Origin of the sequence: Chryseobacterium sp. FH2 (assembly GCF_001045455.1) — a bacterium.
Taxonomy (GTDB): domain Bacteria; phylum Bacteroidota; class Bacteroidia; order Flavobacteriales; family Weeksellaceae; genus Chryseobacterium.
In genome coordinates, this window is sequence record NZ_LFNE01000004.1 from 157,509 (window position 1) to 181,141 (window position 23,633).

Sequence of the window (23,633 nt, forward strand, 5' to 3'; positions counted from 1 at the left end):
CATATATTTTGTTAAGAATTATTTGGAAAAATTAACAATTTTTAACAATAAAATTCCACTTAAATTTATGAGAAAAACTTTTGCGGAAAAGTCTCGAAACAAGACTTTTCTTGGGATGCTTGCATTGGTGAGTGCAACTTCAATTTTATTCAATGGTTGTGACCGTAAAAATGACAACAAAGAATCAGATAAGCTGATTCCAAAAGAACATCCCGTCGTAAAAATCGTTCCCAAAATCGACGATGAAGAAACAGCTCCAAACAAAAGAGTTATTTATCTTACATTCGATGACGGCCCAAATCAAGGAACAGAAAATCTTCTCAGAATTTTAAACAAAAGAAATGTTTGTGCAACTGCTTTCTTGGTTGGAAAGCACGCCTATGGAAGTAAAAGACAGAAAGACGATCTGGAGCTTTTAAGAAAAGATCCGCTGATCGAACTTGCCAATCACAGCTTCACACATGCACACAACAAATACACTGATTTTTATAAAAATGGTGATGCTGTTGTCCGTGATTTCGATATCGCGAAAGACAGCTTAAAATTATACGATAAAATAGCAAGAACTCCCGGAAGAAATATCTGGAGACTTAAAAATATTAACGAAACAGATTTAAAAAGCTCAACTGAAGCAGCCAACAAATTGAAAATGGCCGGTTATAAAGTGATTGGCTGGGATTTGGAATGGAAACCTTCAAATAAAATGGCTTTAAAAGGAAACCATGAAGCTATGCTGAAAAAGGTTGACAGTATTTTCTTTAATGATTTGGAAAAAACTTCAAGACATCTTGTTTTTCTTACTCATGATCAATACTTAACGGATGCAGATTCTATCAACGAATTGGATATGTTTATTGAAAAATTACAAAAAACAAACCGATTTGTTTTTAGAAAAATTTCTGATTATCCTAAAATTAATGAGATTTTGAATTAATTTTTCTTATATACATTACACGGGCTTTTACGGATGTTTATGTTTTATTTCTAAATCATCTGTGAAAAGCTGCATAATCTGTGGGAATTTAGATTCAAATAAATTCCCATTTCATTAGTTTTTTGCTTTTAAAATTCAGAAATTTGCAATTATGAGCATTCAGGAAAATTATAACAATATAAAAAACAGGCTTCCGGACAACGTTCAGTTGGTAGCTGTTTCGAAGACACATCCCGTTTCTGCAATTCAGGAAGTTTATGATTTAGGTCAAAGAGTTTTTGGTGAAAATAAAGTGCAGGAATTGATGGAAAAACATCCCCTGCTTCCGAAAGATATTCAATGGCATTTGATTGGTCATCTGCAAACGAATAAAGTAAAATATATTGCCGGATTTATCGATACTATCCAAAGTGCAGATTCAGAAAAACTAATCTTGGAAATTAGTAAAGAAGCAGGAAAATATAACCGTAAAATTAAAGTTTTACTTCAGGTGAAAATTGCTGAGGAAGAAAGTAAATTCGGATTAGAAATAAAAGAAGCAAAAAATCTTTTTCAAAAGTATATAGATGGAAAATTTCCTAATGTTGAAATCACCGGTTTGATGGGAATGGCAACTTTTACTGACGACAGAAATCAGGTTAAAAAGGAATTTTCAACATTAAAAAAAGTTTTTGATGAATTAAATCAACTCAAAAAACTGGAAACGCTATCCATGGGAATGAGTGATGACTTTCCGATCGCCATAGAATGTGGTGCTAATTCTGTAAGAGTAGGCTCTGCAATTTTTGGAAGCAGAGATTACACAATATAGATTATTTAGGTATAGTTTTTGCTAATAATTCAATCAAAAAATCTAAATTTGCAACTATGCAAAAAATCCTTATTGTAGAAGACGAAAAAGCAATCTCCGGAGTACTACACAGTATTCTTTCCGATGAACTTACTGACTATGAATTTGTTATCGCTGAAGACGGCCTTGAAGGTTATAAACAGGTAGAAAAAGAAGATTTCGCTTTGGTGATTTCTGATATTAAGATGCCTAAACTTTCCGGAACTGAGCTTTTGAAGCAAAGTTTAGCCCTAAAACCTGAAAGTACTTTCATTATGATTTCGGGACACGCAGATATAGATTCAGCGGTATCCTGCTTGAGAGAGGGTGCATATGACTTTATTTCTAAACCTATTGACATTAACCGTTTGATTACGAGCGTAAAAAATGCTTTAGCGAAAGAGACTTTGAAGAAAGAAAATAAAAATCTTCAAACTGAAAATAAAACATTAAAGAAAAAAGTTAATAAAAAGTATCAAATGATCGGTGAATCAGCCGGTTTACAGAAGATTCAGAATATGATCGAAAAGGTTGCGGCTTCTGACGCAAGAGTTTTGATTACAGGCCCAAACGGTGCAGGAAAAGAGTTAGTAGCTCATGCTATTCATAACCAAAGCGACCGCGCAAGAGGTCCGATGATTGAGGTAAACTGTGCGGCTATCCCTTCTGAACTTATTGAATCTGAGCTTTTCGGGCACGTAAAAGGTTCTTTTACGGGAGCAATCAAGGATAAGCAAGGAAAATTTGAGCAGGCAAACGGGGGAACTATTTTCTTAGATGAAATTGGAGATATGAGTCTTATCGCCCAGGCTAAAGTTTTGAGAGCTTTACAGGAAAGCAAAGTATCACCCGTAGGAAGTGATAAGGAAATAAAAGTGGATGTAAGAGTACTTGCAGCAACTAATAAAAATATGCAGGCGGAAATTGAAGCAGGAAGATTCAGAGAAGACCTTTATCACAGACTTTCTGTAATCGAAATCTATGTACCGCCATTGGATGAGAGAAAAGATGATATCAAACTTTTAGTAGAGCATTTTTCCGCATTAATCGCAGATGAGCATGGTAATGCGACAAAAAAATTTGATGACAAGGCTATTGATGCATTAAAAGCTCTTTCATGGACTGGGAATATCAGAGAATTAAGAAACGTTGTTGAGAGATTAATTATTTTAGGAGGCAATACTGTTTCCGCTGAAGACGTTGCAAGTTTTGTAAGGAAATAATTTAATTATTATTCTAAATATATAAAGATTTGCAGTATTCACTGCAAATCTTTTTTTTGAACTAAACTATATGAATATTAACTACTATGAACTTTTTAAATAAAAATTATACAAAAGAATGCCTAACCCTGGCTCTTCCTGTGATGCTTACGCAGGTTGGGCAGGTTTCGGTAAATTTGTTTGATAACATTATTGTCGGGAAACTTTTAGGTGCAGATGCTTTGGCGTCTGTTTCTCTTGGAAATGCTGTGTTTTTCTCGATGTTTGTATTGGCATTGGGATTTTCGTTTGCTATTCCACCGTTGGTTTCAGAGGCACATTCTCAGGAAGATCACAAAACGATAAACGCTGTTTTCAGTCACGGGTTTATCATTAATATGACTGTAGGAATTATCTTAATGGGAGCTCTTCTTTTAGGATTACCTCTACTCCATCATTCAGGGCAGCCGGCAAAAATCATTCCCGATACAATTGACTTCTTGGGAATTATGGCGATAAGTATAATTCCTTTTATGGCTTTTCAGACTTTGAGAGAAGTTTCTGAAGGTTTATCTTATACAATCGGGGTTACAAAAGCGACGATTATTGCTAACGTAATTAATATCGTTTTAAACTATGTTTTCATTAAAGGACTTTGGATTTTTCCGGAAATGGGTGTAAAGGGTTCAGCTTTAGCGAGTTTGATTGCCAGAATTTTTATGGTTGTTTTCCTATATTTTGTTCTTTTAAAAGAAAAGAGAACAAGGCGTTATATCAAAGATTTTTCTTTAAAAATTCAGACTTTTTCAAAGAAAATGTTTGATAAAATGATTAGACTAGGACTCCCAACTGCTTTACAAATGTTTTTTGAAGTAACAGCTTTTGCAGGTGCTGCTTTTATTTGCGGATTGATTTCTGCCCATGATATTGCTTCTCATCAGATTGCCCTGAGTATGGCTTCATTTACGTTTAATTTGTGCGTAGGTTTCAGTGTTGCTTCTACGGTAATGATTGGAAGAAAATTGGGTGAACAAAATTTTGTTGAATTAAGAAAAGTAGGAATTAACAACCTGAAAATAGCCTTTATTTTCATGATTATTTGTGGAACTGTGTTTATTTTAGGACGAAATATCCTTCCGACCTTCTTTACTAAAAAAGAAGAAATAGAGGTAATTGCCCTAGCTTCAAAGTTGATGATTATAGCCGCGTTATTTCAACTTTCTGACGGAATTCAGGTAACGGCTTTGGGTATGCTGAGGGGATTACAGGACGTGAAAATCCCATCTATTTATACGTTTATCGCTTATTGGATTATCACGATTCCTTTAGGATATTTCCTTTGTGTAACTTTGAAAATGGGTGCTTTCGGAATGTGGATTGCCTTAGGATTAGGACTGACAATTTCCGCAGTAATGCTTGTCAAAAGATTCTTAAATATGTCTGCTAAGAGAATTAAACAGAATGCATAAATCTAAAGCGGTCTTTTTAGACCGCTTTTTTATTTGAAGATTTATTATACAATCCTTTTTCCTAAAATAACAAGACTTCTCTCTATCCCATCTAAAACTGCAACATCAGGTAAAACTCCCCAATTTTCAAAACCGAAATATCTGAAAAGCTTTAAACTTGGCTCATTGTGTAAAAAGATAAAACCTAACAAAGTTTTTACGCCAAACTTTCCGGCATTATCAATACAATATTGAAGAATCCTTTTCCCATAGCCTTTCCCTCTGCAATTATCATCAAGATAAATGCTTACTTCAACAGTTCCATCATAAGCCGGTCTTCCGTAAAATGACGAAAAACTCACCCAACCAATAATATTGTTTCCACTATCTTCAATCATCCAAAGTGGTCTTTTGCCAGGATTGTGTTGCGTAAACCATTCCTGTCGGCTGTCTATCGAAACTTCTTCTGTGTCTGCCGTTACCATTCGTGAAGCTACCGTTGAATTATAAATTTCGACAATTCTTTTTAAATCTTCAGATCTCGCGTCTCTGAATTTTAATTCTTCCATTTTTTATGATTGATTTTATCTTATTTATTCAAACTTTTAAGTACTCTATTTAAACTTCTGATTGTAATTCCCAGATAAGCAGCCATATCTTCTTTTGATATTTCAATATTTTGTTGAGACTGCAATCCTAATAATTGCCGTAACGTATGCTCAGTCGTGTAAAGCTGCTGATAAGATGCTCTGCTGGATGTGTTTACAATACGTTCTGCAAAAACGTCCAGCAAAAGATTATTTAGAGTTAAATTACTTTTTATTAATGATGTAAAGTAAGGTTTTGACAAAGCATAAACAGTTGTATCAGTCATAGCTTCAACACTGCATAAACAGGCAATATTTTTGATAATTTCTATTTCTCCTACAATTTCACCTTTACTTAAAAATTCAATAATATATTCTTTTCCGTTTTCTTCTGTAAAATAACATTTAGTAATCCCTTCTTTAATAAGCATGACTTTAGAAGATTCTCCGTTTTGCTGTAAGATTCTTTCACCTTTAGAAAATTTTCTCAGTATAATATCTTCTCTACGCTCTTGTTTTTCATAAAGTTCATCTATATAATTTAAAAATAACAGATTGGTTCTTACCATATTCTAATCGGGACAAATGTCCTTTTTTCATTTATCTTTTATATTGAAATTTGTCAGCAGAAAATTACGAAACTAAAATGAATAATATCACAACAATTGCCTTCGATGCTGATGATACTCTTTGGGTGAATGAACCATACTTTCAGGAAACTGAAAATGAGTTTTGCAAACTTCTTGAAGATTATCTTCCACAACATTCCGTTTCTCAGGAATTATTTAAAACCGAAATGGAAAATTTACACTTGTATGGCTATGGTGTAAAAGGTTTTATGCTTTGTATGATAGAAACTATTAGTAAGATTTCAGAAAATACAGCTTCATTAGAATTAATAAATAAAACGGTTGACTTAGGAAAAATGCTTTTACAAAAACCCATTATACTCCTGGATGGCGTTACCGAAACCTTAGACAACCTGAAAGGAAAATACAGGCTTGTAATTGCTACAAAAGGAGATTTATTAGATCAGGAACGAAAACTTAGAAACTCCGGATTACAGGATTATTTTCATCATATTGAAATCATGAGCAATAAGAAAAACTCTGATTATGAAAAGCTCTTGAAGCACTTGGGCTGTAAACCTGAGAACTTTTTAATGCTTGGCAATTCCATAAATTCGGATATTATGCCGGTTTTAGAAATTGGCGGGTATGCAGGTCATATTCCGTATCATGTTACATGGACTCATGAGCAATATGAAAATCATTTAGTACATGAAAATTTTATTGAGTTGATAAGTATCAATGAAATTCTTACACATCTTAAATAAAAAAAGACTCGTTCTAATTAGAACGAGTCTTTTTTTATTATTTATTTTTTACCATTCGGAGGCTCTCTTTCGTTTCTCAATCATATAATCTACTGAAATTTTTCCTGCTCCGAAAAGCATTAGAAGAAGATAAATGGATAAGTAAAGTAAACTCATTTCTTTTTTCGAAAAAGGATCAGCTCCATGGATTACAAATCCTGCAATGATCATTGTGAACATTAGAAATCCTAAAGCTATTCTTGTAAATAATCCCAAGATGAGCAAAATAGAACATGCGAATTCTGCAAAAACAGTAAGCCCCAATGAAATTTTTGGCCCTAATCCTAAGAAATCAAAAAACTCTATCTTTCCTCCTTCCAATAACATCTGTAGTTTAGGAAACCCGTGAGATAACATAGCAAAACCAATAAAGACTCTAACGAGCAACAAAATTATGTCTTTAAATACGGTATTAGAATTTGAGTTTGAATTAAAATAGTTCATCCAGTGAAAATTTGATTAAAGATAATAAAAATCTTTTAATACAACGATGAATATTGACTTTTTAGTCTATCTATACCCGAAATTCTTTAAATCTCTGTCATTTTTCCGCCAGTCTTTTTTCACTTTTACAAATAAATTTAAGTGGATTTTTTTCGCAAAAAACTTTTCAAGATCCAATCTTGATTCTGTTCCTACTTTCTTGATTGCTTCTCCCTTATGTCCTATTATAATACCTTTCTGGGTGTCTCTTTCAACATAAATGATTGAATCTATGAAAATAATTCCTTCTTTTTCTTTAAATTGTTCTGTTACAACTTCTACAGAATATGGAATTTCTTTTTCATAATTTAGAAGGATTTTCTCACGAATAGTTTCGTTGACAAAAAACCGTTCAGGCTTATCTGTGAATTGATCCTTATCGTAGTAAGGCGGGCTTTCAGGCAGTAAAGATTTTATTTTAGGTAAAATAATTTCAGTATTAAATGCATTCAATGCAGAAATAGGAAGAATTTCAGCCTTTGGAATTCTGTTATGCCAGTCTTCAACCAATTTTTCCAAACCTTCCTGATTGGTTTGATCTACTTTGTTTAAAAGCAATAAAACAGGTACCGGGATTTTATTCAGTTTATCTATCAAAAACTCTGAAGGTTCAGCTTTGTCTGTAACATCTACAATGAACAGAAAAACATCTGCATCCTGTAAAGAATCCTTTACAAAATCCATCATTTTTTCCTGTAAACCATACTTCGGATCAAGTACTCCCGGTGTATCCGAAAATACAATCTGAAGATCTTCTTCATTATAAATCCCAAAAATCCTGTGGCGTGTTGTCTGTGCTTTTTGTGTTACAATTGCCAGTTTCTCTCCCATCAGCTCATTGAGCAAAGTAGATTTTCCGGCATTTGGCTTTCCAACTATATTTACAAATCCTGCTTTGTGCATAAAAATTTTATTACGAATTGCAAAGTTACTAAAACAAAATTGGTCTTTCCTGATTAATCTAAAAACTTATCAATAAAAACCTTCCAAAATAGGAGATCTTGAATAGATATTTAAGAACAAAACTAAATTAAATCTATAAAGAATTCATCAATTTAAACTGCTCAAATTCTTGATAGCCATATTCCGGGCATGCTCCTGATTTTGAAGTAATAAATGCACCCAGAGATATGGCTTCTGTCATAATTTCATCAGCACTTTTCCCCTGAATTCTTTTTGAAATAAATCCTGCAAGAAACGCATCACCACTTCCCACCGTATCAGCAATTTTAATAGAAATTGCGCCTAATCCGTAGTTTTTATTACCCAAAAAATATCTCGCTCCCCTGCTCCCCTTTGTAAGAACAATTTCTTTTATATTGAAATGATCCTGAATAAATGCAGCACTTTCACCCTCGCTGGAATATTCTTCGCTCAGGAATTCCATTATTTGTCTCATTTCTGCCTTATTCATTTTTACAATATCTGCTTTGTGTAATAGTTGCTTTATCACGTCTATATCAATAAAAGGCGGCCTGAAATTGACATCGAATATTTTAAGTTTTGCAAATTCTAAAAGCTTAAAAAGAGTCTCTTTCGTTTTTCCGTTCCGGGCAGACAGACTCCCAAAGACAAAGGCTTCTGCATTTGTTATCAGTTCTTCATGTTCAGGCAAAAAATCTATATAATCCCAAGCTACATGATTAATGATTTCATAAGCTGCTTCATTATGTATATCAATTTTTGCAATCACCTTACTGGTAGGATTTTTGTTGTCAACCTGAATATAATCAGTTGTGATTCCCCAACTTTTAATCAGTTTCAAAAGCTTTTGTCCAAATTCGTCATTTCCTATTCTGCTTAGCATTTTTACATCAGTACCTGTTTTATAAATGTTGTATGCAGCATTAAATGGTGCTCCTCCGGCTCTTGCTTCTTCCGGAAATATATCCCAAAGAACTTCACCAAAACAAACCACATATGGATTTTCTTTTATCATAGGTTAAACGTTTAAATTATCAATTAAATTTTTTATACTGAATTTTTATTAATTAATTGAGCAGAAAATGCAACTTTCTTTCCATTAGGAACATAATTATTAATTTGTGCATCAAGTAGTTTCACTGATTCTTTTGCCATTTCCATCAATGGCTGCCGGACGTAATCAATCTCTGTAGGAAAAAGCTTATATGCTTCAGTTTCATCAAAAGCAATAACAGAGACATCTTGCGGAACTCTTATATTATTTTTGTTTAAATAGCTCAAACCCGCTACTGCAAGCTTATTACTTGAAAAATATATTGCTGTTTTATTTTTACTTTTACTGAAATTTTCATCAAGCCCCTGATAAATATCTTCAGTAATATTATGAATCCCTATCAATAACTTTTTAGCAGTAATATTTTTAGTAGCGATACATTTTTCAAAGCCTTCCTGCCTGTCTTGCAAATGAGGTAACTTAGTATCATATCCTACATAAATGATTTCATTACATTTTTTCTCAGTCAAAAAATCACAAACATATTCTGAAATTTCAGAATTATTGATCATCACCCCGGGAATATTTACATTTTTAAGATACCGATCGATAGTAACAATCGGATATTCTTCCTTTATCAGCTTATTGATTGCACCATCGGAATCTACAACAGGTGCTACAATCATTCCGTCTACCTGCTGTTCAGAAAAAAGTTCGGTTAGTTTTTTAAATTTCTCCGGATTTTCATCGGAACTGCCGATAAGAAGCGTGTAACCAAATTTCATCGCTTCATCTTCAATATTTCTGGCGATATTTGAATAAAAATCATTGGAAATATCTGCCACAATCAAACCTATGAGCTTACTTTTATTCGTTTTTAGGCTTCTGGCTATTTTGTTGGGTATATAATTAATCGCTTCAGCTATCTCCAGAATCTTCTTTTTTGTAGCGTCGCTGATTCTGCTTCCTTCCTTTTTATTTAAAACATAAGAAACCGTTGCCACAGAAACACCAGCAATTTTTGCTATATCTTTAATAGAAGTTCTTTTCATTTAGCTAATTAATGACACAAAAATATTCTATAAAACATAAACAAAACAATAGGATGATATTTTTGGGTATCTAAAAAATAATAGTATTTTCGCGATTTTAAAAAAATAAGATTAAAATAATATAAATATCTTATAATAAACACTTTAAGCTCAATCTTAATATTGTTATGAGTTGAAGAATACTTAGATATTAATCATTAAATGTATTTTTAGAGTAGATTTGGTTAAACGTTTACCTGATAAAAATTTCAGTTTTTTATAAAATTGACAATAAATTTCTTTTATTTAATATCTAAAACCAATATTTTTGAATAGATTAGTCATGAATTTATGAATATCGACCAAATCATTAACAGTATATACATTTTACCGGAAAATTCTAAAACAGAATTAAAAAAATACATAACAGAAGTTTCTCATCCGAAAAATTTTTGCTTAATGGAAGCAGATAAAATAATTTCTTATGTATATTTTATTAAAAAAGGTATTGTTCGGGCTTACGCATCCAGAGATGATAATGACATTACGTTCTGGTTTGGAAGCGAAGGTGAGACGATAGTCTCCATGAAAAGTTATGTAGAGGATAAACCCGGCTATGAAAATATAGAATTATTAGAAGATTGCGAACTTTATAAACTAGAAACGGATAATCTGAGAAAATTATTTAACGAGGATATTCATATAGCGAATTGGGGGAGAAAATTTGCTGAAAGAGAATTGGTAAAAACAGAAGAATTGATTATTTCAAGACAGTTTAAAACCTCTTTAGAACGTTATAAAGATTTATTGAAAGACAAACCTAATCTTCTAAGAAGAGTTCAATTAGGGCATATTGCATCTTATTTAGGAATTACACAGGTAAGTTTAAGCCGAATACGTGCCGAAATAAAATAAATTCATTTTTTAACAATTGTAAAATTTTCCCTGTTTATAAATTCTGACCTTTGCAGCACAAATTATTAAAAAAATGAATTGGATTATCTTAATTATCGCAGGATTATTTGAAGTGGCATTTGCTTCATGTTTAGGAAAAGTAAAAGAAACATCGGGAAATGTGATGTATTATTGGTTCACAGGTTTCCTTATTTCTTTGACGGTAAGTATGCTTTTATTGATTAAAGCTACTCAAACATTACCTATCGGAACAGCTTATGCGGTATGGACAGGGATCGGCGCTGTAGGAACAGTATTAATAGGCATTTTCTTTTTTAAAGATCCCGTTAGCTTTGGGAGAATATTTTTCATCATTACATTAATAGGTTCTGTAATCGGGCTAAAATTTGTTTCCCATTAGGAATAGAAAATTATAAACTGTTATATAAAAATACGCCTGGAATTTGCAGGCGTATTTTTATTTTATTTTTTGAAAACTATGGGCAAGATTTCGTTTTTTCTTAATCCATATTTTTTGATTTCTTCTTCTGTAAAGTTTTGGGAATAAAAATTAGGTTCTGTTATAAAACCAGCTTTTCTCAGGCGCTCAAAATAATCCATTCCGTACCAACGGACATGATCATACTGTCCAAAATGCTTCTGACGTTCTTTGGGATCTTTTATGGTAAAATCTTCGTATGTTTTTTCTAAAGAGTTTCTCATCGGTACCTGAAGGATTGCCCATCCACCTTTACGCATTACCCGGTACAACTCACTCATTGCTTTTGCATCATCCTCAATGTGTTCCAACACATGATTACAGAAAACTATATCAAAACTTTCATCCGCAAAAGGCAAGTTTAGAATATCAGCTTTTATATCCACAATCGGTGAAAATAAATCAGCAGAAATATAATCCAGATTTCTCATTCTCTTAAACTTTCTCAAAAATTCCTGTTCCGGAGCAATATGGAGAACCTTATAGTTTTTAATAAAAAAATCAGTTTCATTCTGAAGGTACAGCCACATCTGACGATGTCTTTCAAGACTTAATGTTCCTGGAGAAAGAGCATTTTCACGCTGGTTTCCATATCCGTAAGGAAGAAATTTCCTGTAAGATCTGCCATCAATAGGATCTTCAAATTTATCTCCTTTAAAAAACTGATAAATAAGCGGGCGTGCCCAAATACTCATTTTAATAAGTATCGGGCGTGGAATTTTATTTAGTAAAAGTTTAGTTACTTTTTTCATTAAAAATCCAGTTGGAATTGCTTTTCTTCATCACTTTGGATGCCTAAAGCCTCATAAACATACTTGAATGTAGAAAGTAATACAGGCTTCCCGTTGATTACCGCTACATCATGTTCAAAATGAGCAGAAGGTTTATTGTCTAAAGTCGTAACCGTCCAACCATCGTTATGGAATTTCACCTTGTCAGTTCCGAGGTTAATCATCGGTTCGATAGCAATTGCCAAACCGTCTTTAATCACTTTACCGCTTCCCTGTCTTCCGTAGTTTGGAACTTGTGGATCTTCGTGCATTTGTCTTCCTAAACCGTGTCCTACAAGCTCTTTTACCACACCATATCCTTCTTTTTCACAATGAGCCTGAATCGCGTGAGAAATATCTCCGATTCTTTTTCCTCTGATACACTGCGCAATCCCTTTGTAAAGAGATTCTTTGGCAACCTTCAATAGTTTTTTCGTCTCAGAATTTACTTCTCCGATTTCAAAAGTATAGGCATGATCTCCCACAAAACCATTTAGAACAGCTCCGCAATCTACTGAAAGAACATCCCCTTCCTTCAAAATATCATTGTTTGGAAAACCATGTACTACCTGCTCGTTCGGAGAGATGCATAAAGAATACGGAAAACCTCCATATCCTAAAAATGCAGGTTCAGCACCATGATCTTTAATAAAATCATGTGCTAATTTATCTAAGTATAAAGTGGTAATCCCAGGTTTAATTTCCTTTGCTAACATTCCTAATGTTCTGGAAACCAGCTGGGCACTTTGTTTCATCAGACGTAATTCGTCGATTGTTTTTAATTGAATCATGTAATTAATGTAACAATTTAAAAGTTTAACAATGTAGCGGTTTAAAAAATTGGCAAACAGCTACATTGCTATATTGTTAGATTTATTCTTACCAGAATAATCCTTTTTTCTTTTCTTTTTTAAGTTTTGAATATGCTAAAACTTCTTTGCCTTCCACCCGGAATTCTATTCTTTCCTGAATAATATTGTAAATTTCACCCCAACCCGGGAATCCTCCCAAATTCCTGTCATCAATAAACCAATCTGCATCTAATTTTCTAGATTGAGTGGCAGCATCAAAAACTTCACCTTCAAAACTCGAATTTACCGCATAAAACTCGATTCCGTTTTGTCTGCAGAATTCCACAGCTTCGTCTAATGTTTTTCCGTGCCTGTACGTCCAAAGAATCAATCTATACCCTTCAGCCTGAAGTCTTCTTAGAGTTTCGAATGCAAAAATTTTAGCCTTACCAATTGCCGGATATGCGTCATCTACAATAGTTCCGTCAAAATCAACAGCAATTTTTTTATTATTCATCATTCTTTTATGATTTAGAAGTGCAAAGATAAGAAATAAAAAGAGTGCCAAAAAACTCCAGCACTCTTACTTTTATAATTTAATGATAATATGGAACTAACTTTTTACCCACTTGAACTGAAACTGTAAATCCGGAGTAGAAACTCTATCTGTGATTTTCTGCAACCTTGCAGGAAGTTTCATTAAGTATTCCTGGGCTTTTTCAGCCTTTTCTGTAAGACCTTTCACGTGTTCAATCTTCCATTCATCCAACAAATCTTTCATAATATTGATATAATCCTGACCTGTGTATACCATACATCTCTGAGCCGCATCTGAGAAATGTCCCCAAAGTTCTCCTGCTTTTTGCCCCGATTGTCTCATTAAATGAGCCGGCATAACGATCTTTTTACGCATCATATCTTCGAACGCCAAAATCATTTCCGAAGGATCTACTTCAAGGATTTTTGCCACGAAATGTTTGTAAGCTTTTGCATGTCTCGCCTCGTCTGCAGCAATTACACCACACATTTTTGCTAATTTTCCGTTTCCGGATTGTTTTGCTAAAGTTCCTACTCTTCTGTGAGAAATATTAGTAGCTGTTTCCTGAAAACTGGTGTATACAAAGTTTCTGTAAGGATCCATACTTGTTCCTAAATCAAAACCGTCATTGATTAAATATTGAGTGGTAATTTCAACTTCTCTCATATTTACTCTTCCACACAGATAAAGATATTTATTCAATAGATCTCCATGTCTGTTTTCTTCAGCAGTCCAGGCTCTTACCCAGTTTGCCCAACCTACTTTTTCTTCCTGATTCACACCGTCTACTCCCATCAGCCAAGACTCATACGATGGAAGAGCTTCTTCCGTAATACAGTCACCAATCAATGTTACGAATAAATCGTACGGCATTTCACGGGCAAAAGTCTGGATTTCTTCTAAATCATATTTAAAATCTGCGCTTGAAGGATCCGGAAGGTAGTCAGAAGGTTGCCAAATCTTTTCAATTGGAGTTAAAAATTTATCCAGAAAAGAACTCACTTCCTTTTCCAAAAGTCCCATTACTTCTTTCCTTACAAGCTTTTGATACATTATACTAATTTAGATTTTAATTTACAAAGATAAGATTTATTATATTATTTAAAGCATAACAATAATTGTGCCTGATATAAATCATAAAAAAATACCGCTATCTGATAGAATAACGGTATTCTTTTAACATTATTATTTGATACTATTTAACTAAAATATCTCCTGTCATTATTTCCGGTATTTCTATTCCCATTACTTTTAGAATAGTTGGAGCCACATCACCTAGTTTTCCCGGTTTTAATTCCCAAGTGTGATCTTTATCCATCACAATGAAAGGAACTAAATTTGTTGAGTGCTGTGTATTCGGGGTTCCGTCCGGATTGATCATTACATCAGAATTCCCGTGATCAGCGAGAATGAAAACTGCATATCCATTTTCATAAGCCGTGGTAGCAACTTTTTCAATGCATTTATCTACCGTTTCGGCAGCTTTTACAGCCGCTTCAAAAACTCCTGTATGTCCCACCATATCAGTATTGGCGAAATTTAAACAAACAAAATCTGCCGTCCCATTCTCCAACTCAGGAACAATAGCATTTGTAATATCATAAGCTGACATTTCAGGTTTTAAATCATAAGTAGGAACGTCTTTCGGGCTCGGGCAAAGCAATCTTTTTTCGCCTTTAAACTCTTCCTCCCTTCCTCCTGAAAAGAAAAATGTAACGTGAGGATATTTCTCTGTTTCGGCGATTCTGATTTGAGTTTTGCCGTTTCTTTCTAAAACTTCACCCATAGTTTCCTGAAGAACGTTTTCGTCAAAAACTACACGTACATTTTGGAAGGTTTTGTCATAATTTGTCAAAGTAACATAATAAAGATTCAGTTTTCTCATGAAATATTCCGGAAAATCTTGCTGAGAAAGTACTTCTGTAATTTCTCTCCCTCTATCTGTACGGAAATTGAAACAAATCACAACATCATTATCAACAATTTTAGCCACAGGAACTATATTTCCCGTCTGTCTTTTGTCGACCAGGATAATTGGCTTTAAGAATTCATCCGTTACTTTGTTATCATAAGAAGCTTTGATTGCAGCTAAAACATCAGTAGTCTGTTCACCAACACCTTCTACCAAAGCATCATAAGCCAGTTTTACCCTTTCCCATCTTTTATCCCTGTCCATTGCATAATAACGCCCTACAACTGTTGCCAATTTTCCGGTTGTATGAGCCATATGCTTTTGAAGTTCATCGATAAATCCTAATCCTGAATGCGGATCACAATCTCTACCGTCTGTAAAAGCATGAACAAAAACATTCTCATGCAATCCAAATTCACCTGCAGCCGTTAATAAACCTTTTAAGTGATTGATATGTGAATGTACTCCCCCGTTTGAAACCAAACCGATGAAATGCACCTTTTTATTCTCTCTTTTAGCATATTCAAAAGCTTGCTGAATAACCTCTTGTTGTCCTAACGAACCGTTTTCAACAGCCATATTCAATTTTACAAGATTTTGATAAACCACTCTTCCTGCTCCCAAATTCATATGTCCAACTTCAGAATTTCCCATCTGTCCCACGGGGAGCCCAACCGCTAAACCACTTGCTTCAAGCGTTGTATGTGGAAATTTTTTATAACAACTATCTATAAATGGTGTATTTGCTTTATCTATTGCTGAAATATCAGGATTCATTCCCAAACCCCATCCGTCAAGGATTGCCAATATTGCTTTTTTCGACATTTTGTATAACTTTTGTACTACAAATTTATCTAATTTGAAATGAATTGAAGAATTTGAAGGACTTAAATTTTTATTAATATTTTAGCTATTCGCCCGGAAATTTGACATATTTTTTATCTAAACATATTTTATAATTTATTTATCAGATTATTTACCCATTTATTTTCTCCTACAGGTTTCATAGGTTTACACGAATGATTTAACTGAAATTTCTCTGCTTATTGGCTTTCTTCACCTTAAATATTTTATTAATTTTGCTTTATGGATTTAAGAGATCAACTGAAAAACCTATTTCCTGAGCATGAAGAGCAGGATTTTGAAATGCCTGAAGAACAATTCAAGCAAAAAGAGCCTTTGGTATGTAAATTTGAGAAAAAAGGGAGAAACGGCAAGCCTGTGACTATTGTTGAAGGTTGGGAAGGCAGCGAAGATGATTTAAAGAAAATCTCAAAAAAAATCAAAACCACACTGGGAATAGGTGGTTCTGAAAAGGACGGAACGATTATTATTCAAGGTGATAACCGTGATAAAATCATGAATATCCTTAAAGAAATGGGTTACAAAACCAAGAGAGTCGGAGGATAGTTTAAAAATATATCTGTGTCTGAGGCATTAAATTTTTCAATTTTTCTACGGTTGATTTTGTCATCGGGTTTCCTGTAAGAATCAATGTTTTAAGATTTTTCAGTTGTGAAATCTCAGTTGGAAGATCTTTTAGGTCATTGTTGGCTAAATTCAGGCTTACAATCCCTTTTAATCCTTTAATTTTAGATGAAATTTCTTTGATGTTATTTTGACTTACATTTAAAAATTCAAGTTTTTTTGAATCAAATAAATTTTCTGGAAGTTTTGCAATCGAATTTTCCTGTAGCTCTAAATATTTCAAATCTTTCGGAAAAGATAAATTTCCCAAATCATTAATCTGATTGGCAGAAAGGTTCAATGATTTTAGATTTTTAATATTATCCAGCTTGTCTGAAATAAAACTAATCTGGTTGCCCTGAAGGTTGATTTCTTCCAATGAAGGGATTTCCATTAAAGCCTCTGGAAATATGCTCAGATTATTGGCATCAAGATGAATGGCTTTTAATTTTTGGAGTTTAGCAATATTCGGATTAATATCGGTTAAACTGTTTAGGCTCATCGAAAAACTTATCAGTTTTGTTAATTCTCCAATTTCATTAGGAATAAATTTAATACTGTTTTCGTTTATATTTAAAATCTCCAGTCCTTTTAGAGTAAAAATTTCCTGATCCATTTTTTCAAATTTATTTCCCATTATATTCAGAAAGAAAATAGATTTAAAATTCCTGATCTGCGGAGGAAGATTAAACAAACCTTTATCCCTGAAACTCATACTGTAAACGACGTCTTTAGCTTTTAAAGCGTCTTCAATATTGGTATAAGTGGGATATTTTACAGGATCAATCTGCGCTTTTACCTGAAAAAGCGATAAAATGGCTACAATTACTAAAAGTTTTTTCATAAATAAGAAAAAGACCACCGGTAAAAATTACCGGCAGCCAAAAAATCATTAATAATTTATTTTTTTAAAAGCTTTACTGTTTTCTGAAAACCTCCTTCAGCTTCGATATTTAAAACCAATATACGGGAAGTTTCAAGCTGTGGGGTGAAATCTAAGTCCAAGGCTTTGCTTGTTCCTGAAAATTTCTTTGTGAAAACAATTTTACCATCCATGCTGTAAGCCGTAACTGAAATATCTTTCAATCCTTTTGCAGAATTGATCTTAACAATTCCGGAAGTTGGATTTGGTGCAACTGTTACTGTATTTTCATTGTTATGATTTTCGACAGTCCCCAAAGTTCCTGAAGTTCCTAAATTATCCTTCAAAGCAATAACAACCGTTGCCGATTTTCCTCTGTAATCAATTGTATTACCTGTAGCATCAATATCCGTTGATATCGTAGAATCAGGATGCTGAATAGAGAAGAAACCGAATTTGTGATCTGGTGTAAATGTAAGACCTGTCGGCTCAGAACCTGCAGGCATAGAAGCGAAAAGTCTCACCTTAGGATTGGTCTGAGTGTGATCTGGAGCGATTACCCAAATGTAATTTTTTCCTCCATCCTGCAATACCCAAAGATTTCCAAGTTCGTCGAAAGTAAGATTGTCATTTCCGTCTCCCCAAGCTTCAGATTTCATTCCCTGAGCTGTCTGGAAAGAATATGTGGTTGCCGCTCCTCCCACGAAAGTTTCAACCTGAGAAGCCGTGCTTCCGTTATCCTGTAAACGGTATACCCTGTCTAAACCTTTTGCTGTAAAGTAAATTTTACCATCAAGCGGACTGATGTCAACATCTTCCACTCCATTGAATTTTGTTCCTCCGACAGATTGGGCTAAAGCAGCTGTGTTATTTTGATCAGCTTTGGTTTTGTTAGGAACCTGAATCCAGGTAGCTGTAGTTCCTACAGGATCTCCTGCGGCTGTAAGCCCCTGATCTAATTTTAAAACATATAGATTCCCGGAAGAAAGATCATTTGGAGTATCCATAATATATTTATAAACCATGTGTGTTCCGCCATCTTCACCGTAATAAGCAATTGTTCCCGCATTATTTATCACTACATTTTCATGGTTCATAATGCCCATTTGCCAAAGCTTTCCTTTAGAACCATCAGTATTTTTAGAAATAACCTGGGCAGTTGCAGGATCAATTTCTACCAGCCATCCGTAATCTTTCATTCCATCCCCGTTTACATCGCTTGAAGTTGTCTGCTCTTCAGCTGTAACCACGGTTCCCCAAGGTGTAATACCACCTGAACAGTTTCTGATAGTCTGAACCAAGCTAGGATCTGAAAAACTTACCGCTCTTGATTTTGTCAATTGCCAAAGTTTCGTCATTCCGTTATAATTAATTTCGGCCATTGTCACTCCGCCAGGATTGGTTTCATGGTTTACAGAAAGATATCCGTTTGTACTGCTTCCTGTTTTGGGAACGTAGGCCGTAAAGTCATTTTGACCACCAACTAATCCTCCTCCTTCAGTATAATTATCGCCTTCTTTTAAAATCAATTGATATTTATGCTCGGCAGGAATGATTAATTTATTTGTTTGAGCGGTAGGAACAATCGAAGTAAAGCAACTGATATGAGTTGCATTACAAGCAACAGGAGTTGTTGTGTTTGTAATTGTTTTAAGATATGCATCAATTCTTAAATCTGAACTTGCAGCGCCTCTGTTATGCAGTTCAATCGAAATTCTGTTGGTCCCGTTAACAAATTTTGATTTTGGAATCGTAAAAATATTATAAATATTTTCTGCAGCTCCATCAATTGTCGTGCTTGACCAAGTATCGAAGGTGATAGTTCCGGCAGGCATATTGTCTCTTACCACTTCTTCACCATTAAGATAAACCACAATACCGTCATCTCTCATAATTCCCAATTCCATATCATTGCTCAAATCAGCCAGATTCACATTGATATCTTTTGCAAAATAGGCTGTGATAAGGCCGGTATTTGTCTGTGTAGTCACAGGATCCCCATATCCAAGAGGTCCGTTTCCGGTAGACCAGCCAGAGATGTCATAGGTTTTATCTTTCCATTGTGCCGGCTGAGCCAGGTTGTTGTCTTTATAACTCCAAGAAGAGTTTTTATTGAAAATAAAAGTTTGTGCGTGAAACACAGAACCCGTCATCATAGCTAACGCTGCGGTTGTTAGTAGTTTTTTGTTCATTATTACTTAATTTATTAGACCTTGCAAAACTATTTTTTTGTTGTGAGTCCTCTATTAATAGTATTTTAAATAAATACTGAACAATATTAATTAATCAATAATCCAATATTAAGTGAATTAATTTAATGTTAAATTTTTAATGAATTAGGAATTATCGGTTTTTATAAATCCGGCCTGAAAAGCTCATAGCTCATCACTCTCCTACTTTTGGCTCACATCTGTTAAAGAATTCAAAAATGCGATGATTTGCTTTATCTCAGTTTGAGTTAGATTTAATTTGTCCGCAGGTAACGTTTGATTTTTTATTTTTAAGCCTAAACCTTCTCCACCACCTTCATTATAGAAATCCAGAACTTCTTCTAGTGTATTGAAGGCTCCGTTATGAAAGTAGGGTTTCGTTAAAGCAATATTTCGAACGGTCACCGTTTTAAATGAATTTTCATAAATCCACGAATTTTCCTTTTTCACAGGGCTGTTTATCCGTCCTTTATCGCTGTCTAATTCCAAGGGTTTTTGATTGATTGGCTTTTTTGTTATTCCTAAGACTTCAGATTCATTTTCGTTAAAAAACGGTGGAACCAACCCTGAAAAATGTGGTGCAAAATGACACGTCGCACAGTTTGCCTTTCCCATGAATAAGTTGTATCCTTTTTTAGCATCCTCAGAAATTTCCTTTTCATTTCTCATAAATTTATCAAAATCACTTTCAAAAGAATACAATGACGCAACATACGAACTCAACGCTTTAGAAAAATTTTCCCTGCTTATTTTCCCGTTTTTAAAAGCCTTTGAAAAAGCTTTCTTATATTCGGGTTTCATTTTTATTTTTCTGATAATACTTTCGTAGCTTGTATTAAACTCATCTTCATTGTAAATTACATGTTCAGCCTGCTGTTCAAGGTAAAACGCTCTTAAATCATAGAAAAATCGTTTTGCAAAAACTGCGTTATACAACGATGGAGAATTTCTTAACACCGTTTTTCCTTCAACATTACTTGGTGATTTTGCCTTCAAATCTGTGAATCCGTTTTCCGGTAAATGACAGGTTGCACAGCTCATTTTACCATTTTCACTCAACTTTTGGTCATAAAAAATCTCTTTCCCCAGCTTTCTCAAAGCAGAATTATTTTCCGAAGATTTTAATAAAGTATAAAAATAGGGATCAAGGAAGTCACTGCTGAAAAAGTTTTTATTACCGGCATTCCACCCCGAAAATTCTTTTAAATCATCACTCTTCCCGTCCCAGCTTCCCAATTCCTGATACAAAGGCTGAATGTATTTTTTGTAAAATTCAATCCGGTCAAAAGTCTCAAAATCTTTATTTTTTGCTAGGTAATCAACAGTTTCGGTTATGATATGATTAGCTTTTTGAACATTATAATTTTTAAAATAAATATCATCATTAATGTACTTTTTTATTCCCAACAGTGCATGACTTGCTTCTTCTGAAATATTCAAAGAACCGGGAGTGTCAAAACCTGTCACACCTAATGTATAAATCCTGATTAACTCAATTCTAAGCGGTAAAGTTCTGTTATTTCCTTTGCTCAAACCATTTCTGACTGAACTTAAATAAAAATTTGCATAACTGTTGTAAAGAAAATCTGTAATGGTTTTTATTTCTTCTTTTTGCTCTTTGGCTTCATCCGAAAATATTAATTCATCCAAAACCTGCAACCCCTCTGGCGGAAGCGTATAAGCCGAAGTTCCTGCCGCTTCTATGTGAAATAACGGAGCTGCATTGAGGTGTGTCTTGGTAAACTCCGGATAATGATAGGCAACGTAAAATTCGATTTCCTTAAACGAGTTTCTTGTATCTGCTAAAGATTTTCGGAGGTCTTCAAGAGAAGTTTTATCCTCGGAAAATTCATAAACATCAGATTTAAGCTGTTCAAGCTTGATTTTAAAATCAGTCAAACCTTTATTCACCGTTGTATTTTCGCTTCCCATACCTTGATAAGTAGGATTAAAAGACATAACAGCAAAACCGATTAACAGAATAACAATGACTACAGGATAAGATCTCATTAAAAATTTTTGCGCAAAACTATCATTTGAGATTCATTCGCACTTTAAATTTAGATTAACTAATGTTTACATTTTATTTAAAGGATTTTTATTAATTTTAAACCCCGAAACCGAAACTCATTATACATTAAGGTTACATTTCTTAAACCTGTTTTAAAATAATGATGAAGGATATTGGGGAGGATTTTAAAAGTGTCAAAATCAAAAACTAAATTTTATAAAAAACAAAACTGTTAATGGCTTTTGTAGTCAACCTGTTTTTATTTTTTCTTTAAATCAATTAAAACTAAATTATTAATTTAACTAAAAATCATATTATGCTGAATAAACTTGCAGCTTCAGAGCTTGTTCTGAATGATGACGGAAGTGTTTATCACCTGAATCTTTTACCGGAAGATATTGCTGAAAAAATCATCCTTGTAGGAGATCCGGACAGAGTCGCAAAAGTTTCAAAATATTTCGACAAAGTAGAAATCAAGAAAAATAAAAGAGAATTTTACACACACACAGGGACACTTCGTGGCGAAAGAATCACCGTAATGTCTACCGGAATTGGAACAGAAAACATTGATATCGTGATGAATGAGCTTGATGCTTTGGTAAATATTGACCTTAAAAATAAGGAATTTAAAACCGGGCATAAGGCTTTAGAATTATTCAGAATGGGAACCTGCGGAAGTGTAAATCCTGATGTGCAGGTTGATAATATGCTTGTTACTCAAAACGTGGTGGGACTTGACGGGTTGATGCATTTTTATCAGGATTACAATTTTGAGAATGAATTTTCAAGAAATTTTTTAGAAAAATTTCCATATGCGAAAATCAAGCCGATGCTTTACTTTGCTGATTGGGCAGAAGATATTGCCGGTTATTATGAAGATGCAAAATACCATGGAAATACGGCTACTTTCCCAGGGTTTTATGCTCCGCAGGGAAGACAGCTTCGCCTGAAGGCTTTGGATGATAAATTCCTTGAAACATTAAATGAACTTGGAATCACTAATTTTGAAATGGAAACATCTGCCATTTATGCTTTATCTAAACTGTTAGGACATAAAGCCATTACAGTAAATAACGTGATTGCAAACAGAAGACGCGGCGAATTCTCAGCAGATCATCATGCTTCCGAACAAAATCTGATAACTTGGGTATTGGATAGAATTATCAAATAAAGAAAAATGAAGCGGCCGGATTTTAAATCCGGCCGCTTCATTATATCATCCTTAAAATAATATTTCATCTATATATTTTACTGGAAATGAAGAAAATAGAATTTATTATCTGAGAAAACAATTTTCAATATGATCATTCACCATTCCCGTTGCCTGCATATGTGCATAAACCACCGTTGAGCCCATAAATTTGAATCCTTTTTTCTTTAAATCTTTTGCTAAAATATCTGATATTTCAGTAGTTGCAGGAATATCTTCTAATGTTTTAGGTTTATTATCAATAGATTTTTCATTCACAAACCCCCAAATATATTTTGAAAAACTTCCGAATTCCTTTTGAGTCTCAATAAATTTTTGTGCGTTGGTAATTGTTGCCAGAATCTTTAACCGATTTCTTATAATTCCTGCATTTTGCATTAATTGTTCTACTTTCTGATCAGAATACTTTGCAATTTTTTTATAATCAAAATCATCAAAGGCTTTTCTAAAATTCTCTCTTTTTGAAAGAATGGTGTACCAACTCAGACCTGCCTGAAAGCTCTCAAGAATGAGAAATTCAAAAATAGTTTCATCATCATAAACAGGCTTTCCCCATTCTTCATCATGATATTGTCTATATAAGTCATCTTTTTCACACCAGCCGCAACGTATTTTTTCCATGAAATAATTTTTATATTAAAGATATAACCTTCGGAAAGCAT

General features: G+C 33.8%; 24 protein-coding genes. 9 read left to right on the plus strand and 15 right to left on the minus strand.

Going from position 1 to position 23,633, the window contains the following annotated elements:
* Positions 1-67: 67 nt before the first annotated feature.
* The 4 genes from ACM39_RS07930 (at position 68) to ACM39_RS07945 (ending at position 4,434) form a co-directional block, all read left to right on the plus strand.
* Positions 68-934, plus strand: coding sequence for a polysaccharide deacetylase family protein (locus tag ACM39_RS07930; protein WP_048510709.1), 867 nt, complete (start codon positions 68-70; stop codon positions 932-934).
* A 151-nt stretch (positions 935-1,085) separates the two neighbouring features.
* A complete protein-coding gene (locus tag ACM39_RS07935; protein ID WP_048510500.1) occupies positions 1,086-1,745 on the plus strand; it encodes a YggS family pyridoxal phosphate-dependent enzyme in 660 nt (219 codons plus the stop codon).
* Between the two features lie 56 nt (positions 1,746-1,801).
* A complete protein-coding gene (locus ACM39_RS07940) occupies positions 1,802-2,986 on the plus strand; it encodes a sigma-54-dependent transcriptional regulator (RefSeq protein ID WP_048510501.1) in 1,185 nt (394 codons plus the stop codon).
* Between the two features lie 86 nt (positions 2,987-3,072).
* Positions 3,073-4,434, plus strand: a complete 1,362-nt coding sequence (locus ACM39_RS07945; RefSeq protein ID WP_048510502.1) for an MATE family efflux transporter — start codon at positions 3,073-3,075, stop codon at positions 4,432-4,434.
* A gap of 44 nt (positions 4,435-4,478) precedes the next feature.
* Here ACM39_RS07945 and ACM39_RS07950 read toward each other — a convergent pair whose 3' ends face one another.
* Entirely contained in the window at positions 4,479-4,982 is a 504-nt protein-coding gene (locus ACM39_RS07950; protein WP_048510503.1) for a GNAT family N-acetyltransferase, read from the minus strand.
* Positions 4,983-5,002: 20 nt separating this feature from the next.
* Positions 5,003-5,569 carry a Crp/Fnr family transcriptional regulator gene (locus tag ACM39_RS07955; protein WP_048510504.1) on the minus strand — a complete coding sequence of 189 codons (567 nt, stop codon included), beginning with the start codon at positions 5,567-5,569 and terminating at the stop codon, positions 5,003-5,005.
* A gap of 77 nt (positions 5,570-5,646) precedes the next feature.
* Here ACM39_RS07955 and ACM39_RS07960 point away from each other — a divergent pair, with 77 nt between their 5' ends.
* Complete coding sequence (locus tag ACM39_RS07960) at positions 5,647-6,336, plus strand: HAD family hydrolase (RefSeq protein WP_048510710.1); 690 nt, start codon at positions 5,647-5,649, stop codon at positions 6,334-6,336.
* Between the two features lie 48 nt (positions 6,337-6,384).
* On the opposite strand, the gene ACM39_RS07965 is transcribed toward ACM39_RS07960, so the two are convergent.
* From ACM39_RS07965 to ACM39_RS07980, 4 genes are all read right to left on the minus strand, one after another.
* Positions 6,385-6,819: a DoxX family protein gene (locus ACM39_RS07965; protein WP_048510505.1), complete on the minus strand. Its 435-nt coding sequence runs from the start codon at positions 6,817-6,819 to the stop codon at positions 6,385-6,387.
* 66 nt (positions 6,820-6,885) lie between these two features.
* Positions 6,886-7,761 carry a GTPase Era gene (gene era, locus ACM39_RS07970; RefSeq protein WP_048510506.1) on the minus strand — a complete coding sequence of 292 codons (876 nt, stop codon included), beginning with the start codon at positions 7,759-7,761 and terminating at the stop codon, positions 6,886-6,888.
* Between the two features lie 133 nt (positions 7,762-7,894).
* Positions 7,895-8,797 (minus strand): carbohydrate kinase family protein, encoded by a 903-nt coding sequence (locus ACM39_RS07975; RefSeq protein ID WP_082140549.1) that lies wholly within the window; start codon positions 8,795-8,797, stop codon positions 7,895-7,897.
* Positions 8,798-8,829: 32 nt separating this feature from the next.
* The gene (locus ACM39_RS07980) at positions 8,830-9,828 is read right to left on the minus strand and encodes a LacI family DNA-binding transcriptional regulator (RefSeq protein WP_048510507.1); all 999 of its coding nucleotides are present in this window, start codon (positions 9,826-9,828) and stop codon (positions 8,830-8,832) included.
* Positions 9,829-10,158: 330 nt separating this feature from the next.
* Between ACM39_RS07980 and ACM39_RS07985 the strand changes: the two genes are divergently transcribed.
* Positions 10,159-10,722 (plus strand): Crp/Fnr family transcriptional regulator, encoded by a 564-nt coding sequence (locus ACM39_RS07985; protein ID WP_048510508.1) that lies wholly within the window; start codon positions 10,159-10,161, stop codon positions 10,720-10,722.
* Between the two features lie 73 nt (positions 10,723-10,795).
* Positions 10,796-11,122, plus strand: a complete 327-nt coding sequence (locus tag ACM39_RS07990; protein ID WP_048510509.1) for a DMT family transporter — start codon at positions 10,796-10,798, stop codon at positions 11,120-11,122.
* 62 nt (positions 11,123-11,184) lie between these two features.
* Here ACM39_RS07990 and ACM39_RS07995 read toward each other — a convergent pair whose 3' ends face one another.
* From ACM39_RS07995 to gpmI, 5 genes are all read right to left on the minus strand, one after another.
* Positions 11,185-11,952 carry a class I SAM-dependent methyltransferase gene (locus tag ACM39_RS07995; protein ID WP_048510510.1) on the minus strand — a complete coding sequence of 256 codons (768 nt, stop codon included), beginning with the start codon at positions 11,950-11,952 and terminating at the stop codon, positions 11,185-11,187.
* Complete coding sequence (map, locus tag ACM39_RS08000; RefSeq protein ID WP_048510511.1) at positions 11,952-12,761, minus strand: type I methionyl aminopeptidase; 810 nt, start codon at positions 12,759-12,761, stop codon at positions 11,952-11,954. The genes ACM39_RS07995 and map overlap by 1 nt, the downstream gene beginning before the upstream one ends.
* An 88-nt stretch (positions 12,762-12,849) precedes the next feature.
* Positions 12,850-13,281 carry a BT0820 family HAD-type phosphatase gene (locus ACM39_RS08005; RefSeq protein ID WP_048510512.1) on the minus strand — a complete coding sequence of 144 codons (432 nt, stop codon included), beginning with the start codon at positions 13,279-13,281 and terminating at the stop codon, positions 12,850-12,852.
* A gap of 93 nt (positions 13,282-13,374) precedes the next feature.
* On the minus strand, positions 13,375-14,352 hold the full coding sequence (locus tag ACM39_RS08010; RefSeq protein ID WP_048510513.1) for an acyl-ACP desaturase: 978 nt from the start codon (positions 14,350-14,352) through the stop codon (positions 13,375-13,377).
* Between the two features lie 142 nt (positions 14,353-14,494).
* Positions 14,495-16,036: a 2,3-bisphosphoglycerate-independent phosphoglycerate mutase gene (gpmI, locus tag ACM39_RS08015; protein WP_048510514.1), complete on the minus strand. Its 1,542-nt coding sequence runs from the start codon at positions 16,034-16,036 to the stop codon at positions 14,495-14,497.
* A gap of 261 nt (positions 16,037-16,297) precedes the next feature.
* Between gpmI and ACM39_RS08020 the strand changes: the two genes are divergently transcribed.
* Positions 16,298-16,621 carry a translation initiation factor gene (locus ACM39_RS08020; protein WP_048510515.1) on the plus strand — a complete coding sequence of 108 codons (324 nt, stop codon included), beginning with the start codon at positions 16,298-16,300 and terminating at the stop codon, positions 16,619-16,621.
* A 1-nt stretch (position 16,622) separates the two neighbouring features.
* On the opposite strand, the gene ACM39_RS08025 is transcribed toward ACM39_RS08020, so the two are convergent.
* From ACM39_RS08025 to ACM39_RS08035, 3 genes are all read right to left on the minus strand, one after another.
* The gene (locus ACM39_RS08025; protein ID WP_048510516.1) at positions 16,623-17,522 is read right to left on the minus strand and encodes a leucine-rich repeat domain-containing protein; all 900 of its coding nucleotides are present in this window, start codon (positions 17,520-17,522) and stop codon (positions 16,623-16,625) included.
* Between the two features lie 56 nt (positions 17,523-17,578).
* Positions 17,579-19,732 (minus strand): alkaline phosphatase PhoX, encoded by a 2,154-nt coding sequence (locus ACM39_RS08030; protein ID WP_048510517.1) that lies wholly within the window; start codon positions 19,730-19,732, stop codon positions 17,579-17,581.
* A 201-nt stretch (positions 19,733-19,933) separates the two neighbouring features.
* Complete coding sequence (locus ACM39_RS08035; RefSeq protein ID WP_048510518.1) at positions 19,934-21,760, minus strand: cytochrome-c peroxidase; 1,827 nt, start codon at positions 21,758-21,760, stop codon at positions 19,934-19,936.
* 317 nt (positions 21,761-22,077) lie between these two features.
* Here ACM39_RS08035 and ACM39_RS08040 point away from each other — a divergent pair, with 317 nt between their 5' ends.
* Positions 22,078-22,932, plus strand: coding sequence for a nucleoside phosphorylase (locus ACM39_RS08040; RefSeq protein ID WP_048510519.1), 855 nt, complete (start codon positions 22,078-22,080; stop codon positions 22,930-22,932).
* 105 nt (positions 22,933-23,037) lie between these two features.
* Here the strand turns inward: ACM39_RS08040 and ACM39_RS08045 are convergent, their stop codons facing one another.
* A complete protein-coding gene (locus ACM39_RS08045; protein ID WP_048510520.1) occupies positions 23,038-23,592 on the minus strand; it encodes a DNA-3-methyladenine glycosylase I in 555 nt (184 codons plus the stop codon).
* Positions 23,593-23,633 lie beyond the last annotated feature (41 nt).